9 protein-coding genes are annotated in these 15,352 nt (G+C 37.8%); 8 read left to right on the top strand and 1 reads right to left on the bottom strand.

Annotated features, from left to right (window positions below; translation table 11 throughout):
• Position 1: 1 nt before the first annotated feature.
• From ACTJIP_RS00830 to ACTJIP_RS00795, 8 genes are all read left to right on the top strand, one after another.
• A complete protein-coding gene (locus tag ACTJIP_RS00830) occupies positions 2-1,165 on the top strand; it encodes a glycoside hydrolase family 88/105 protein (protein ID WP_219072536.1) in 1,164 nt (387 codons plus the stop codon).
• 327 nt (positions 1,166-1,492) lie between these two features.
• A complete protein-coding gene (gene rhaT / locus ACTJIP_RS00825; RefSeq protein ID WP_428168096.1) occupies positions 1,493-2,581 on the top strand; it encodes an L-rhamnose/proton symporter RhaT in 1,089 nt (362 codons plus the stop codon).
• Between the two features lie 326 nt (positions 2,582-2,907).
• The gene (locus ACTJIP_RS00820; protein WP_440703969.1) at positions 2,908-5,946 is read left to right on the top strand and encodes a SusC/RagA family TonB-linked outer membrane protein; all 3,039 of its coding nucleotides are present in this window, start codon (positions 2,908-2,910) and stop codon (positions 5,944-5,946) included.
• A gap of 19 nt (positions 5,947-5,965) precedes the next feature.
• Positions 5,966-8,044, top strand: a complete 2,079-nt coding sequence (locus ACTJIP_RS00815) for a RagB/SusD family nutrient uptake outer membrane protein (protein ID WP_440703968.1) — start codon at positions 5,966-5,968, stop codon at positions 8,042-8,044.
• A gap of 275 nt (positions 8,045-8,319) precedes the next feature.
• A complete protein-coding gene (locus tag ACTJIP_RS00810; RefSeq protein WP_077416299.1) occupies positions 8,320-10,422 on the top strand; it encodes a bifunctional aldolase/short-chain dehydrogenase in 2,103 nt (700 codons plus the stop codon).
• A 193-nt stretch (positions 10,423-10,615) separates the two neighbouring features.
• Entirely contained in the window at positions 10,616-11,896 is a 1,281-nt protein-coding gene (locus ACTJIP_RS00805; protein WP_077416301.1) for a sugar isomerase, read from the top strand.
• Between the two features lie 342 nt (positions 11,897-12,238).
• Positions 12,239-13,624, top strand: coding sequence for an FGGY-family carbohydrate kinase (locus tag ACTJIP_RS00800; RefSeq protein ID WP_428168098.1), 1,386 nt, complete (start codon positions 12,239-12,241; stop codon positions 13,622-13,624).
• Positions 13,625-13,627: 3 nt separating this feature from the next.
• Positions 13,628-14,776 carry an alpha-hydroxy acid oxidase gene (locus ACTJIP_RS00795; RefSeq protein WP_077416305.1) on the top strand — a complete coding sequence of 383 codons (1,149 nt, stop codon included), beginning with the start codon at positions 13,628-13,630 and terminating at the stop codon, positions 14,774-14,776.
• An 85-nt stretch (positions 14,777-14,861) separates the two neighbouring features.
• On the opposite strand, the gene ACTJIP_RS00790 is transcribed toward ACTJIP_RS00795, so the two are convergent.
• Complete coding sequence (locus ACTJIP_RS00790; RefSeq protein ID WP_077416306.1) at positions 14,862-15,305, bottom strand: nuclear transport factor 2 family protein; 444 nt, start codon at positions 15,303-15,305, stop codon at positions 14,862-14,864.
• Between the last annotated feature and the right edge of the window lie 47 nt (positions 15,306-15,352).

Raw genomic sequence — 15,352 nt, 5'->3', positions numbered from 1 at the left:
TATGAAGAAAGTACTAATGAGAGTCACTTTTTCTGCGTTGATGTTCGGAGTTTTATATTCCTGCTCAGTTCAGAAACAAACGGCGGAAAAGAACATTAATCTTCCGGATAAAAAAGAAGTTTTGGAAGTTTCACGAAGGGCAAATCAATATTTCATGAACAAATGGCCGGATGCGGGAAAGGAAATTGTCGGAAAAAAAGTCTGGCCAAGCAATCTGTGGACGAGGGCCGTTTACTATGAAGGACTGATGGCTCTGTATAAAATAGACCCTAAAAAAGAGTATTACGATTACGCTGTCGATTGGTCTCAAAAACACAACTGGGATATGATGCGTGATACCTACACCCGTAATGCGGATAATCAGGCTTGCGGACAAACGTATCTGGATCTTTATGAAATGGATGGCAAAAAAAATCCGGAGAGAATAAAATTTGTGAAAGCCTCTATGGACAGTATGATTGCCTCTAAAAAATCAGATGACTGGTGGTGGATTGATGCGCTTCAAATGGGAATGCCGATTTTTACAAAGCTGGGCAGAATTACAGGCGAACAAAAATATTTTGATAAAAATTATGAGATGTATGCCTTTACGAAATATAAGCATGGAGGAAATGGTTTATACAACCCAAAAGACAAACTTTGGTGGCGGGATAAAAGCTTCGTTCCCCCTTACACAGAACCCAACGGTGAAGATTGCTACTGGAGCCGCGGAAACGGCTGGGTAGTTGCAGCTCTGGCCCGGACGCTGGATGATACCCCGGAATCTGACCCGCATTATCAGGAATATTTACAGGATTACAAAGACCTGTTATCAGCTTTGTTATCTATTCAGAGGGAAGATGGCTTTTGGAATGCAAGCCTGCATGATCCTGGCAATTTCGGAGGTAAAGAAATGACGGGCACAGCTCTGTTTGTGTATGGAATGGCATATGGAATTAATAAAGGATTGATTGATAAAAAGACATATTTACCCGTTGTTGTAAAAGCCTGGAGTGCGATTGTAAAAGATTCTGTTCAGCCGAATGGATTTTTGGGCTGGGTTCAGGGAACAGGAAAAGAACCTAAAGACGGTCAGCCGCTTGCTATTGACAAACAGCCTGATTTTGAAGATTATGGTTTAGGCTGTCTGTTACTTGCTGCCAGTGAAGTGTATCAATTAAAATAACCAATATTCAAAATTGTTAACATTCATTGAATTAATATATTGACTTAGGAAGCAGGAGCGTTAAGAAAATTAATTCTGTGAACGTTAAGAAAATTCTACTGTTTGAAGCGCGAGACAAATACTTAATCGAAGAACTCATATTGAAATCGCGCAAGTTTTAGAATTTTTAGAGAATAGAATTAATTTTTAGAGATGATTCCAGGTCTTGAATTTTTGATTCTTTTGTTTTAAGACAAAAGAATTAGAATTAATATTACAACATGACACTACAAGATGCGCAATCGATTTCATAGTATTAATTTTCAAATTCAATCCATAAGATAAATTATGAATGCATTATTAGGAGTTTTTTTTCACTTCTTAGGAGGTTTTTCTTCAGGGAGCTTTTATTTGCCCTACAAAAAAGTAAAAGGCTGGTCCTGGGAAACCTACTGGTTAATAGGAGGAGTTTTTTCCTGGATCATTGTTCCGCCGCTTGCGGCATTTCTTACTATTCCTGGTTTTTGGGAAATCATTCAGAATGAAAGGTCTTCCATATTGGGACTGACATTTTTGTTTGGTGCTTTGTGGGGAATTGGTGGTTTTACTTATGGTTTGGGCGTCAGATATCTGGGCGTAGCGCTCGGAAGCAGCATTATTTTGGGGCTTTGTATGGTATTTGGCTCGCTCGTTCCTTCTATTTATTATGAATTTTCTCCACAAATAGGAAAAGACAATATCGGTTTGCTGTTTTCCAGCCGATGGGGACAGTTTGTTTTATTAGGGCTTCTGGTCTGTGTTATCGGAATCATCATCAGCGGAAAAGCAGGAATGATGAAAGAAAAAGAATTACAAACCGATTCAATAGATCCTCACGAAGTAGGAGTAAAAACGGAATATAAATTCGGACTGGGATTAATTGTTTCTATCATATCCGGGATTTTAAGCGCATGCTTCAACTTCGGGCTTGAAGCCGGAAAACCAATGGCAATTGCAGCCAATGAAGCCTGGAAAATAGCTCATCCGGATCAGGGAGAATTCCTATTTCAAAATAATGTAACCTACGTTGTTGTACTTTGGGGCGGTATGGCAGTCAATCTGATTGGGTGTTTGTATTTAGCCGTTAAAAATAAATCCTATATCGATTATACTAAAAGAAACGTACCGGTTGTACGCAACCTGATTTTCTGTGCACTTGCCGGAACCATGTGGTTTTTACAGTTCTTCTTTTACGGTATGGGCGAAAGTAAAATGGGAAATGGTGCCAGCTCATGGATTTTGCACATGGCCTTTATCATTTTCATTGCTAATTTATGGGGTATTATTATCAAAGAATGGAAAGGAGTTTCCAAAAAAACGATTATAACCATTTCTGTCGGAATGATCGTAATGTTTATCTCTATTTTGATTGTAGGATACGGAAATTCTTTACGATAAACTTCATGTACGATTTTACATTCATTCATATAGTTTCAGAGTTATAATTTTAGCTCTTTTAAAGGCACTGAAAAAAATCAGTGTCTTTTTATTAAAAGTAATTTAACTGTAAAAGGAAGTGTTCATTAAAAAAGGAGTTTTTAATTCACGGTTTAGTTAAGTATTTTGTCAAATAGTTGATGATTTACAATTGTTTTGTTGTTTATTTTACAATATAACTTAAATATTATGGTTGATAATGGTGAATTATGAATATTTCAATACAGGATATTGCAGGATGCCCGGGTTTTTGTAACGGTGTATTTTGGTAACATAAAAATTAAGATATGTCTTTAATAGTTAAACATAAAAATATAAAGCGAATCGTCTTTCCGGCATTTATGCTTTCAACAAGTTTTGTCTGGGGGCAAAAGGGGGTAAATGATTCTGTGAAAAACACAAAAGATATTGAGGAAGTAGTTGTTATCGGTTATGGTAAAGTTAAGAAGTCAGACTTAACAGGATCTGTTTCTTCAGTTTCCGCAAAAGATTTGGCAGCTACACCGGCAATGAATGCTTTACAGGCGCTGCAGGGAAGAGCATCAGGTCTGAATATTGTGACAGCAGGTGGTGCTCCGGGAGCCAATGCAAACGTTACGATCAGGGGTGGTTCTTCCATAACTCAAAGTTCCGATCCGCTGTATATTGTAGACGGTTTCCAATTGGATAATGCTTTGAATGTGATAAATCCTAATGATATTGAAAGTATTGATGTACTGAAAGGAGCTTCCGCTATTGCCATTTACGGAGCCCGTGGTTCTAACGGTATTATTGTTATTAAAACTAAAAGCGGAAAAAAAGGAAAAACGATTATCACCTACAATACTTTTATGTCATTTGATATGCTTTCAAAGAAATTGGATATGCTCTCCAATGTGGAACAATATGTAAAGTATCAGTACGAATTGGGAGTTCTTCAGTCCAAACCATCAGCGTGGAGTAATGTTTTTGACAATAATCTGGGGACTGATTCACCGGGATTTTATTCTGAAGCCTATCAGAGAATTGCCAATCGCTACGGATCGGCTTCCGCATTAGACTGGCAGGAAAAAATGCTGGGAGGAACAGGGTTAACTCAAAACCACAATGTAAATGTTTCTGTAGGAAATGATAAAACACAGGCATTCATCAGTTATAATTACAATAAACAGGATGGATTGCTTCAAAACTACAGCGAGACAAGAAATTCGTTACGTGCCAATATCAATTCAGAATTGTATAAAGGGGTAAGAGTAGATTTCAATACCATGTTTACAAACAATTCTGTAAACGGTGGAGGTGCTTATTCAGGAATGAAAAAAATTCTTCTCCAGCCTATTACCGGAGGTACATTATTTACTCAGGATCATTTGTTCAACACTCAGACTTTCCCGGATTTTTCAGCTTTGGATTCTGGTTTTGATACAGAAAATCCGTACATAGAAACCCAGGCTTCAACTTCAAACAAGCGTACCAGAACATTTCTAGCCAACGCAGGTGTAGAATTTGACTTCCTGAAAAACTTCACATGGAGAACTGCCGGACAATATAGCTGGACAAACAGCAAATCAACATCATTTTCAGACCGGAATTCCCGTGCGTTTCTTACAGATCCTATCAATACAGGAATCAACGGAAGTATCGCCAATGCAGAAACACTCCGTTATCAGATCACCAATACTTTAAATTATAATAAAACTTTTGGTGAAAAACACAAAGTAAATGCTTTAATCGGGAACGAAATCTGGTATGAAGAATCCGAAGGAAGCAGCATGAAGCTTACCAAATTTCCATATCCTAATTTCGGACTGGATGATATTGCCAATGCAACGGTGGCAGATAAAAATACCGACAGATCGAGCATGAGCTTACTTTCCTATTTTGCCCGTGTGAATTATAATTATGATAATCGTTATTTAATTACAGGAACAATACGTGCGGATGGTTCTTCAAAATTTGCAGAAGGTTCCCGCTGGGGATATTTTCCATCTGTAGCGGGTGCATGGCGTGTTTCCCAGGAAAATTTCTGGCAGGATCATAAGATCGATAAAATTGTTAATGATTTTAAATTAAGAATTGAATATGGGGTAACCGGTAATAATGGGGTCGCTAATAACCTGTGGAGAACCAATGTCTTACTTACAGATTATCCAATAAATAATACTCAGGGATATCCGGCATACGTTACCAGTACAAACTGGGGAAACAGAGATCTTCAGTGGGAAGAACTGAGAACGACCAATATTGGGGTAGATCTCGCTTTTTTTAATAACAGAATTAAACTGACTTCCGAATGGTACAATAATAATGTAAGCAAAATGCTGCTTGAAAGTGTACTTCCCGTTTCTTCAGGATATTCAAGACAATATCAGAATATCGGTTCTATGAGAAACAGAGGGATGGAATTCACATTAAATACGGTGAATTTAAAATCAGAAAACTTCAGATGGACTACAGATTTTAATATTTCTTTCAATAAATCTAAAGTTCTTTCCCTTGAAGACGGAAGACAGGACAGACAGTTTAGTGTTGGAGGCAGCAGAACAGGAATGGTGACCTACTATGCAACGGTAGGAGAAGAGCTGGGCGATATGTACGGGTATGTTTATCAGGGAGTTTATACTACGGACGATTTTACCCAAAACCCGGACGGATCTTTAACCTTAAAGCCGGGTGTTGTAAAACCTGCAACCGGAACCCCTAAACCGGGCGATATGAAATTTGCTGCTGATAATGAAGCAGGAGATCAGTTTACAAGAAAAATGCAGAAGATCGGTAACGGTACTCCGGACTTTATCGGGGGAATCAGTAATAATTTCTCTTACAAAGGTTTTGACCTGGCTGTATTTATGAAATTTAGCGTCGGGAATGATATTTATAATGCGACTAAACAAAGTTTAAGCCCATATGCAATGTTCCAGAATGTTCCTTCAGAATTCGGAAACAATTATTACCATTTGATTGATCCTAATACGGGGCAGGCAACAACCAATTTAGTAAGATTAAAAGAACTGAATCCAAACGAAGATTCAAGCCTTTGGAGCTTAAGCAATACAAACACTTCAAATATTGCCTATCCATCATCATACTATGTAGAAAACGGTTCTTATCTGAGAATTGCCCAGGTAACACTAGGATATTCTTTTCCTAAAGAATTTTTGAATAAAGTGATGTTGTCCCATGCCCGTATCTATTTTACCGTTAATAATTTGGCGACGATTACAGGTTATTCAGGTTATGACCCTGAAGTTTCTGCGGCAAGCGGGGTGACTGTCACACCTGGGTACGACAGTTCTACGTATCCCCGTTCAAGAAGCTATGTTCTTGGTCTTAATTTAACTTTCTAATGATGTAATATTTAAAATCATGAAAAATATATATAATACTCCCGTGTTTTTAAGAAAATTAGTCATTCTTCCCTCAATTTTCGTTGCTGTTTTAGCGATGAATTCATGCAGTGACGATTTTCTGGATCAACCCGCTTACAATTCATTGGATACAGAATCCGTATTTAAAAATATAGATACTGCAGAAATGTTTGTTCTGGGCTGTTACAGAGGTATTGTTCCAACTGAAATGTATTATCAGTTAGGAGCCGGAGATACAGTAACCCACTCTTCAGAAGATGGCTCTACCAATAATTCCAAATATAATATTGCCAACTATCAATATGATGCGTATACTCCTAATACGGTAACGGGGATTTACTCTGCCATGTATGCAGTTATTGAAAGAACAAATATTGCAGTCAGCGGATTAAGCAAAATGGAAGCAAGCCCAAAACGTGATGCTTTATTGGCTGAAGTTAAGGCCATTCGTGCATTTTGTTACTATAATTTAATTCGTGTTTACGGAGACGTTCCTTCAGTTTTTAAACCTTTGGATGAGATGGATCCGAATGATCCGAATACATTATATCCAAAACGTACTTCAAGAGACGAAATTTATGATCATATCATTGCTGATCTTCAGGAATCTGTAGCAAACATTCCAAGTTTTGGACAAAGCGGATATGCAACAACAGAACGTTTAACAAAACATGGAGTCAATGCCCTATTGGCAAGAATTGCTCTGTATGCAGCAGGATACTCTCTTCGTTGGGACCTGAATACAGGAAGCGGAGCCATGATGTCGCGTCGCAATGATAACAGTAGGATTCAACAACTATATCAGATTGCGGATAATGCCTGTGCTGCTGTTATTAACGGAGGCGCCAATTCTCTGGTTCAGGCTCAGGGGGGCAAAAGTGGTTTTGAAGCCTTGTGGTTCAATTTCTGTCAAAGAAAATTTTCAGTGACCAACTCAGAAATTCTTTGGCAGGTTGCAGAATACGGGGCAAATACAAATTCGGCTTTCGGAGTCTATGCCAATGAAGGTTCTCGTGGGGGAACGTACGGATCAAGAAAGGCATTACAATTTATTCTTCCTAGCTATTATTTGTCTTTTAATCAGGGAGATACGCGCAGAGATGTTTCTTGTACTTCTTACAGTGTATATTTCTTAAACAATGGTAATGCAAGTGACACCTGGGTGAATGCCGGAACTACATTTTCCTGCATTCTGTCAGGTAAATTCAGAATGGGATGGTGTGTGGCTCCGCAGGCGGCTGATGCACGTAATTTAAATATTCCTGTGTTAAGATATGCAGATGTTTTATTAATGTATGCAGAAACTCAAAACTATCTAAACGGAGGACCTACTGCTGCAGGAATTTCTGCTTTAATGCAGGTAAGAAACCGTGCAGGAATAGGTGCTGTGCCGGCTCCGTCTGGTCAGCAGGCATTTGAAGCCGCTATTGTTCAGGAGCGTAAATGGGAATTTGCAGGAGAGTTTAATCTTCGTACAGATCTGATCCGTATGAATCGTTTGGCAAGTGAAATTGAAGCGACAAAACAGGCGATGAAAAACTTGTCAAACAAAACAGGAGCCTATGCCAATACACCTGTTTACAGACTTTATAAACTAGAAAAAAATGCGCAGATTTATGGTGATCCGTTTTTAGCATTGAAATATATTGATATTACAGACCCTGCAGAAATTGCAGTAATCACTAATGTTCCGACGAGTTCTACAGGTTTCGCGAATTACCAGACAGCATTAAGAGGTATTGCAGTAACACACGGACAAACCACTACAATAGATGACAAATGGTATCCTGCGAATATGTTCCAGGCTTATAACAGTACATTTAACAGCAATGCAAAAAGAACAGCCGGATTCATAGGAGCTGCTGCAGGCCAGCTTCAGATCGGTAATATCATCTATACCAAACCAACCGGTTCAGCCGAAAACGGAGGAGTATATCCGAACTGGATTGAAGGTGGAGGAGATGGTCTTTTCTACGGATTTGTACCCAATAAAACAGAATTGTTGCCTTTTGCCGCACAGTCGGCAGGTCATCCGTTGGTTGATAATCCAAATCTGTCTCAGCTTCCCGGATACTAATCAGATTAACACTTAAAGTATATTTTAACTAGTAACTAAATGAATTTCTGACTGCTGACATTTTATTAATGGTTAAATTTTTAAACCAACATTTTTAATCACAAAATATTAATTATAAATATCCTCAGCCGGATTGTTTTATAAAGATGAATTGACTGGCAAAGATTCAAATGTTAATTTATCTTTAAATACAGTATTTACCAGTATAGTACGGGATGCTGTAAAAAATATTACAGTCTAATTTTGGATAGAAATTCAGAAATATAAGTAAACCAATGGAAAAAGTAAAAACATTCAAATACGTAGACTATTTATGGGACGAAAACAAAGCTGCATCTTTCGGAAATGATCAGGTAGCTTTATTTTTATACCGCTCAAATATATTAGGGGCAGATTTAAGAATTACCAATTACGGAGGTGGTAACACAAGCTGCAAAACCACTGAAAAAGACCCGTTAACTAACGAAGAAGTTGAGGTGATGTGGGTAAAAGGCTCGGGTGGTGACATCGGAACACTAACAAGAAAAGGAATTGCCGGATTATACACAGAAAGATTGAGAAACCTGAAAAATGTGTACCAGGGCTTAGCAGATGAAGACAGAATGGTGGGCTTATTCAATCACTGTATTTTTGACCTGGAAAGCAAAGCTCCTTCTATTGATACACCTTTACATGGTTTACTTCCATTCAAACATATTGATCACCTTCATCCGGATGCTTTAATTGCAGTAGCGGCCGCAAAAGACAGTGAAAAAATCACAAAGGAAATCTGGGGTGATACAATGGGCTGGGTTCCATGGCAGCGCCCGGGTTTCGACTTAGGATTACAATTGGAAAAATGTTTAAATGATAACCCTGGGATCAGAGGAATTGTTTTAGGAAGCCACGGATTATTTACCTGGGGAGATACTTCTTACGAATGCTACATCAACAGTTTGGAAGTTATTGAAAAGGCTTCTGAATATATTGCTGAAAAAATTAGAGAAAAAGGACATGTTTTCGGTGGACAGAAAGTTGAATCTCTTCCTGCTGATGAGCGTAAGAATAAAGCAGCTCAGCTGATGCCGTTATTACGTGGCCTGGCTTCTTCCGAAAGCAGAATGGTGGGTCACTTCACAGACAGCGATGTGGTTTTGGAATACATCAACAGTAATGATTTGGAGCGTTTGGCACCACTAGGAACTTCTTGTCCAGATCACTTCTTAAGAACTAAGATTCAGCCGTTAGTTTTAACTTTAGATAAAAATGAAGATGTAAGCGATGCTAAAGCTGTTTTAGAAAAACTAACTCCTCTTTTCGAACAGTACAGACAGGAGTACACAGAATATTATGAAACCTGTAAACACCCGAACAGCCCTGCAATGCGTGATCCGAATCCGGTGATCATCATTTATCCGGGAGTAGGAATGTTCAGTTTCTCAAAAGATAAGCAGACAACCCGTGTGGCAAGCGAATTTTACGTCAATGCAATCAACGTAATGCGCGGAGCAGAAGCTATTTCAGAATACACTTCATTACCAAGACAGGAAGCTTTTGATATTGAATATTGGTTGCTTGAAGAAGCTAAGCTTCAAAGAATGCCTAAAGAAAAGCCATTGTCAAGAAAAATTGCTGTTGTTACAGGAGCCGGAGGCGGAATCGGACAGGCTATTGCAGACAAAATGGTTCAGGAAGGTGCAGTCGTTGTTTTTACAGACCTGAATCAGGAAACTTTAGATTCTGTTACAGAAAAATACAGCAAAGATCAGGCTGTAGCGGTTACTTGTGATGTGACTAATGAAGAGGCTATTGCTAATGCTTTTAAAGACACAGTTTTAGCGTTCGGTGGAGTAGATATCATTGTTCATTCTGCTGGCTTAGCGATTTCCAAATCATTGGAAGATACCACTACAAAAGACTGGGATTTACTGGAAGATGTTTTGGTAAAAGGTCAGTTTTTGATGGTGAAAAATGGGGTGGAAATCATGAAAAAGCAAGGCTTAGGAGGAGATATTGTTAACATCGCAAGTAAAAACGGATTGGTTGCCGGCCCTAATAACGTGGCATACGGAACTGCAAAAGCCGCTCAACAGCATATGACAAGATTACTGGCAGCAGAATTGGCAACAGATAAAATCCGAGTAAATGTTGTAAATCCTGACGGGGTAATTGTAGGAAGTAAAATCTGGGAAGGAGCCTGGGCAGAAGGCCGTGCAAAAGCCAACGGAATTTCTGTTGAAGAACTGCCGGCATTTTATGCAAAAAGAAATTTATTAAACGAAATTATCCTTCCTGAAGACATTGCAAACGGAGTTTTTGCGTGCGTTGCCATCTTAGATAAAACCACAGGAAACATCATCAATGTAGACGGAGGAATGGCAAATGCTTTCCCAAGATAATAGATTAAAAAAATTCATCACAAAAGGCTTTTTTTGACACTTAAGTTTTTTTGAAAATCTTTGATTTTCTTCTTATGTGGACTTTTTCTTTCCATTGATTTAAACTTTTTAAAGCTTAAGTGTTCTAAAGCGTTTAAAAATAAAAAGCTTTTGTGTCTCTTGTGGTTAAAAATCAATTCAAAAAAATCAAATCATGATTATAGGAAAAGATATCATTGAACAATATAATAAACCAGAAATTGAAAACTTTACGACAGATTTCGATTTTCTACAAAATAAATTAACAAGATCAGGAGCCAATGTTGCTGAGATTGTCAACAAAATTGCTGATTTCCAGGTGGCTATTCCGAGCTGGGCTTTAGGAGCGGGAGGAACCCGTTTTGGAAGATTTTCCTATGGCGGCGAACCTTCTTCTTTAGAGCAAAAATTGGATGATGTAGGTTTAATTCATGCTTTAACGCATTCTGCAGGAGCTGTTTCATTACATATTCCTTGGGATATTCCAACTGATGTGAAAGCCATTAAAGAAATAGCTGCCTCTCACGGACTTGTTTTTGATGCCATGAATTCCAACACATTCCAGGATCAGGCAGGAGCTGAGCACTCTTATAAATTCGGTTCTCTGAATGCTGCGAATGAAGATTCAAGAGCCTATGCCGTGGAACACAACAAAGAAGTGATCAGGATCGGAAAAGAATTAGATTCAAAAAGTTTAACGGTTTGGCTGGCGGACGGAGCAAGTTTTCCGGGACAATTGAATTTTCAGACCGCATTGTCAAACACTGAAAAAAGTTTAAAAGAAATTTACGCAGGAATGCCTGAAGACTGGAAACTTTTCATTGAATATAAACCTTACGAACCGAATTTTTATTCAACCACAATTCAGGATTGGGGAACTTCGTTTATGTTGGCCAATGCTTGTGGTGAAAGAGCTTATACACTGGTAGATTTAGGTCATCATTTACCGAATACTAATATTGAACAGATTGTTGCAACCCTTATGTACAAAGGAAAATTAGGAGGTTTTCATTTCAACGACAGCAAATATGGTGATGATGATTTAACGGTAGGTTCCATTAAACCTTATGCCTTGTTCTTGATTTTCAATGAATTGGTGTACGGTATGGAAAACAATCCTCAAAACCCTTATCCGGCCTGGATGATTGATGCAAGTCATAACATTAAAGATCCGCTGGAAGATTTATTACAGTCTCTGGAAGCTATTTTAATTGCTTACGCACAGGCACTTCTGGTTGATCAGAAAGCATTAAAAACAGCACAGTTAAACAACGATGTCGTTGGTGCGCAGGATATTTTGCAAAATGCCTACAGAACAGATGTTCGTCCTTTATTAAGGGCTGCAAGACTGCAGGCAGGAGCCGCTTTAGATCCGATTGCAGCTTACAGAAGTTTAAAGGTAAGAGAAAATTTAATTGCTGAAAGAGGTTTAGAAACCAAAGCAACGGGATTATAAAACCCTGTTTTAAAACTGATAATTTCAACTTTTGAGTGCAATCGAAAGTTATTATTATATGTATCCTTATATTTTTATCATTAAGGTTGAAAGTGTTTAGATTATTGGGTTTTTAAGTAATATTGCTTAAAGAAATTAGTGGATTTTTTCTGATAATCTTAATATCTGAACACTCCTTAATGGTGTTTAAAACAAATTAGTATACTTTGTTGAGTAAAAAGCCTTTGCAAACTTAAAAACGTTTAGTAGTCAAATAAAACATTGTGAACTCTGCGTTTAAAAAATAGATTGCTTTGCTGCTTCGCTCCTCGCAATGACAAAAAATAAAAATTCATCCCAGGAATGTCTAAAAAAAAGGTAACCATTGTATTTGATATTGGAAAAACCAATAAAAAGTTCTTTTTATTCGATAAGAATTATAAAGAAGTTGTTCGGGAATATACAGAATTACCGCTCACTACTGATGAGGATGATTATCCTTCGGAAGACTTTGCAGCCTTACAAAATTGGATAAAAGATAATTTTAATGCCATTCTTGATAATGAAGAATATGAAGTAAAAGCCATCAATTTTTCCACCTATGGAGCGAGTTTTGTGCATCTGGATCAGAAAGGAAATGTTCTGACTCCACTATACAATTACACCAAACCAATGGATCAGGAAATTCTTGATTTATTTTATGAAAAACATGGCAGCAAACTGAAAATTGCCTGCGAAACAGCATCACCTCAGGCAGGAATGCTTAATTCAGGCCTGCAGTTATTCTGGTTGAAATATAAGCATCCGGAAATATTCAGAAAAATCCGTTACAGTCTTCATTTACCTCAGTATTTATCATATTTATTTACCGGAATTTGTGTGTCGGAGTTTACTTCGATAGGCTGTCACACCAATTTGTGGGATTACGACAAAGCGGATTATCACGACTGGGTATATGAAGAAGAAATAGATGCTTTATTACCTCCAATTGTGCCGACTTCTGCGAGTATCAATACTTCTTACAGAAATAAAAAAATTAAAATAGGTGTTGGGATTCACGACAGTTCTTCAGCATTATTACCTTATATTTTAAGCAAAAAAGAGCCATTTTTACTGCTTTCAACAGGAACCTGGAGTATTTCGTTAAACCCTTTTAATGATGAAAGTCTTACTGATGAAGATATAGAAAATAATTGCCTGAATTATATGCGGATTGATGGGAAACGTGTAAAAGCATCCCGTTTTTTCATGGGAAATGAATATAAAATTCAGGTTGAAAAATTATGCGCTTATTATGGAAAAGAATATGGTTTCCACAGAGAAGTACAGTTTGATCAGGATCTGTATTTGCGCTTAATGAAAAATAAAAACATCTATTTTCGCTTTGAAGGTATTATTTTGAAACGAAAAATGATCAGTGAAACAGATTTAAAATCATTTGCTACTTTTGAAGAAGCATATCATCAATTAATGATAGAACTGATGGATTTACAGATTCATACCATCAAAAATGCGATCGGGAATTCGGATATCGAAAACATTTATATCGATGGCGGATTCACTGATAATGATGTATTTATGAAGCTCATGTCTCACCATTTTCAGCATTACAATGTGATGTCTACCCATTCTCCGCTGGGTTCTGCATTGGGAGCTTCCATGGTGATTTCGAACAAAAAAATAGACGAAACTTTTTTACAGCAGCATTATCAGATGAAAGTGCTTCAACCGTTAATTCTTAATTTATAAAACATGGCATTTCCATTTGACACCCGTTACGCTTCGCTTGAACTTTTAATCGAAAAGGCAAAAAAAAGAATGCCCCGTTTCGCTTTCGAATATCTGGATGGCGGTTGTAATGAAAACATAAACCGGGACAGAAATACGAGCGAACTAAGAGAAGTTCTTCTTCGCCCGCGTTACCTGAATAATTACAGCGAAACCAACATGGAGACTGAATTATTCGGAGTAAAATATTCCGCGCCTTTCGGGGTTTCTCCTGTTGGGTTACAGGGATTAATGTGGCCCAATGCACCCGAAATTTTAGCAAAAGCAGCTTTTAAGCATAATATTCCCTTCATATTAAGTACAGTGACAACAAGCAGTCTTGAAAGAATTTCCGAATTAACAGAGGGAAAAGCCTGGTATCAGTTATACCATCCGAGAGAAGAATGGTTGCGCGACGATATTCTCGACCGTTGTGAAGCTTCCGGATACGACGTACTCGTTATTTTAGCTGATGTTCCGACTTTTGGATACAGAGCAAAAGAAATTAGAAATGGCTTATCAATGCCACCTCAAATTAATTTTCGGAATGTTTCGCAAGCTTTGGTCAAGCCACAATGGTGTTTAGAGATGCTGAAACACGGCGTTCCGAGTTTTGCCACGATGAATAAGTATATGGATAAAAACATGAATGTGAAACAGCTGGGCCAGTTCATGAATGCTACATTTTCCGGCAGATTGAATTCAGACCGAATCAAGGCGATCCGCGACAAATGGAAAGGAAAATTAGTCATTAAAGGTGTTGCTTCAGACGAAGATGCGGCAGAAGCAGTTCGTTTAGGTTTTGACGGAATGATTATTTCCAATCATGGAGGAAGGCAGCTTGATGCGGGTGAATCTACGATTGCCGTAGTGAAAGAAATCAGTGAAAAATATAAAGGTCAGATTAAAATCATGATGGACAGCGGTGTAAGAACCGGTCCGGATGTTGCCCGTGCTTTAAGTTGTGGTGCTGAATTTACCTTTATGGGAAGAACTTTCATGTATGCAGTAGGAGCTTTAGGGGACAAAGGCGGCGATCATATTATTGAAATGCTTAAAATGCAGTTCAGACAGGTGATGGAGCAGGTTTGCTGTGAAAAACCGGAAGATTTGCAAAACTTCAGAGTGAAATAAAATCTTTGCGTTAAAAACATAAACAATTTCAAAATAAAAATTCGCAAGACAATCTTGCGAATTTTGTTTATTATAATTTGAAAATTTATTTCTTCTTTTCAGCCTTCACCGCCTGTCTGGCCAATAGCTTCCAGTCATTTTTCACTTTTACCCAAACCAATAAGATATCCAACGTCACATCTCCTGGTGCTTTTCCGGCATCAGCGGTCGTTGCATAAAAATGATGACGGACAATGGCTGTATTTCCTACAATATTTAGAGTTTGATTTGTAATATCAATCGTTACAAAATCAGACTTTTTGCTGACTAATTTTTCTACAAATTCCTTGGCGTCATCAATATGACCTCCTGAATGTCCATAAGTTAATTCCGGCAGGATCAAAGATTCTAAATCAGGTTTTTCTCCGCTTATCATTGCTAATCTGAACTTTTCGGCAACAGCATTTACGGCCTCCTTATCACTTGTTTTCTGCGCTGAAACACTTACTGCCATCATAAAACCAATGGCAAAAATTAATTTTTTAATCATAATTGAATAATATATTTCTTGATAGTATTTAAAAGTGTTTTTGTTCT

Origin of the sequence: Chryseobacterium sp. 22543 (assembly GCF_052044565.1) — a bacterium.
Lineage (GTDB): Bacteria > Bacteroidota > Bacteroidia > Flavobacteriales > Weeksellaceae > Chryseobacterium.
This window is presented reverse-complemented; position numbering and strand designations above follow the sequence as displayed.

Bases quoted from the DNA above. Each gene is read 5' to 3' on its own strand.
- ACTJIP_RS00830 (WP_219072536.1), top strand. From the start codon at position 2: ATGAAGAAAGTACTAATGAGAGTCACTTTTTCTGCGTTGATGTTCGGA.
- rhaT (WP_428168096.1), top strand. From the start codon at position 1,493: ATGAATGCATTATTAGGAGTTTTTTTTCACTTCTTAGGAGGTTTTTCT.
- ACTJIP_RS00820 (WP_440703969.1), top strand. From the start codon at position 2,908: ATGTCTTTAATAGTTAAACATAAAAATATAAAGCGAATCGTCTTTCCG.
- ACTJIP_RS00815 (WP_440703968.1), top strand. From the start codon at position 5,966: ATGAAAAATATATATAATACTCCCGTGTTTTTAAGAAAATTAGTCATT.
- ACTJIP_RS00810 (WP_077416299.1), top strand. From the start codon at position 8,320: ATGGAAAAAGTAAAAACATTCAAATACGTAGACTATTTATGGGACGAA.
- ACTJIP_RS00805 (WP_077416301.1), top strand. From the start codon at position 10,616: ATGATTATAGGAAAAGATATCATTGAACAATATAATAAACCAGAAATT.
- ACTJIP_RS00800 (WP_428168098.1), top strand. From the start codon at position 12,239: ATGTCTAAAAAAAAGGTAACCATTGTATTTGATATTGGAAAAACCAAT.
- ACTJIP_RS00795 (WP_077416305.1), top strand. From the start codon at position 13,628: ATGGCATTTCCATTTGACACCCGTTACGCTTCGCTTGAACTTTTAATC.
- ACTJIP_RS00790 (WP_077416306.1), bottom strand. From the start codon at position 15,305: ATGATTAAAAAATTAATTTTTGCCATTGGTTTTATGATGGCAGTAAGT.